2 protein-coding genes are annotated in these 1967 nt (G+C 53.8%); both read left to right on the forward strand.

Annotated features, from left to right (window positions below):
• A partial coding sequence (locus tag H1B37_RS33535) for a hypothetical protein (RefSeq protein WP_220498490.1) occupies positions 1 to 410 on the forward strand: 410 nt, incomplete at its 5' end.
• Between the two features lie 680 nt (positions 411 to 1090).
• Positions 1091 to 1789 carry a hypothetical protein gene (locus H1B37_RS32625; RefSeq protein ID WP_182871454.1) on the forward strand — a complete coding sequence of 233 codons (699 nt, stop codon included), beginning with the start codon at positions 1091 to 1093 and terminating at the stop codon, positions 1787 to 1789.
• The last annotated feature ends 178 nt before the right edge of the window (positions 1790 to 1967 follow it).

Genomic DNA, 1967 nt, shown 5'->3' on the forward strand with positions numbered 1-1967 from the left:
GTTCGTCGGTCAAACAAATCATCGAGCACTCGGTTGTGAACCCTTTCATACCACCGCACGCATTCTCCGAACGTCCGAGTAGTCGCCTGCGTTTTCGTTTTGCAACAGCGTCTCGCCGAAACGCTTGGATGGCCGTTGCGTTTTCATTCGCGTTCTTCGGTTTGGTCCTGTATTGGCCACAGATTACAAGACATCGCCTCAGCGACAACGCGATCGTAGTGTCGCTGCATGCGTTGATTGCTCTCAGCCTGATCGCTTCGATCTGTGTGCTGGCATTCTCGTACCGATTTACTGCCGCGAGAGTTTTTGGCGGGATCGGTGTTCTGATGAACGTTGGACTCGTATCAATATTGGCGTTCATTTACTGGGTGCTTAATTACTCGGGAATCAAATTCACGGGGCCCGGATGATACATTCGATTACCTGTTGCGACCGACGTTCATGCTCTGACAGCGCGCAGTCGAATCGACGAACCATGAATTGCACGGGAGGCCGGGAGTCGCGTTCAATGGTCTGCTTGCAAGTAGTTCGCCCGGCCCCCGTGAATTCCACCGTTCGTCGTGCTTGGTTACGTTCGTTGATTCTTCTGGCTTCGAACTTGGAACACTGCACAAGCCGGATAGGGTGACCGCAGTCGGCCCATTGCTTGTTGACGCGACCTCTGTTTCCTGGTGATCGCTCTTGATGTCACGGGTTGATAGATCATCGTCTCCAATCGGATGATGGCTTGGTGATTCGCAACGCGAATCGCGTCCGTCGTGCCGGATGACTCACGTAGGGGCCCATTGATTGGCAACGGAACATCAGTCGCCTGTTGATCGCACCTGATGTTGCGGTTTGGTCGTCGCGCCTGTCCCATCGCATAGACTCACGTACCGGCCCATCCAATGACGACGAAACCTCTGTCGCTTGTTGATCGCAATCGTAGTCACGGTTTAACATCGTAATCCCACTTGACAATATGGCTCATCACCACGCAGCGATTGCTACAATGGTTCTGGCCCGTCCAACTTCCAGCCGGCGGCAAACGTAGCCTGACGAACCATGTGATGAACGGGAGTCGCGGGCGCTGCTGTTTCCTGAGTTCACGATGTTTGGCCACGACCCCGTTATCACCAACGTTCGTCCTACTGAAACCATGGAATACGGTGAAGCTTGGCTGCTCGAGATACTTACTCTGCATCGACTTCCCGTCAGTTGCATGACTCGGTCAGAACGCCCGATGTCGGAATGGCTCAATCGCGGCTACCATCACCTGTCCGAAGAGGCCCTGGTTTCGACGTTGACGTCGATGTACCAGCGTGGCGAGATTGACGCGTACCACGATGATGACATGGAGAAACCTGCCACATTGCGGCAATTCTTACTTGCGCTGGGAGAAATGGACTCCGCAATGCACTGTGGTGTAACCCAGGATGGCGGAAAACGCTGGGAGGATCTTGCTGAACCAGACTGGAGCCGTTTCTTCGAGGACGTTGGGTGGGATGGCGAAAACGTCGAGATTACAGCGGCAACTCGTGAAAGATTGATCGAACTTGTTTCCAATGCTGACGTTCTTTGGCAATGCAATATGAGTGTGACCGACGATTCAATTAATCAATTCACGCCATGGGAACCTCTCGCGTGGAAAACTCTGCCGACTGGCTATCGTGCAAGCGTGCGTTACGAGCAAATTCCCTTTACTCCTCGACCGCGCGAAGAGATAATGCAGGAACACAGTAAGAATCGACGTCGCTATGTCGAACTAAGAACATGGGCGAAAAGCATCTGTGGTCATGATTACGTATGACCGGACGAACCACGGGATGCAACGGAGCGGCGGTGGCGTGGTTTTTCGTGATATCAACGTCGACTCCCGCCGCCCGCTGATCCCAACCGTTCGTGGCGGTAGACGTGACTGCCAATGTCCAACGCCTGTCGTCCATGCTGCTGACGGGGGCGTTTGAATTTGGCCCAATTGATGTCGC

This window comes from Stieleria mannarensis (genome assembly GCF_014154935.1).
GTDB lineage: Bacteria > Planctomycetota > Planctomycetia > Pirellulales > Pirellulaceae > Stieleria > Stieleria mannarensis.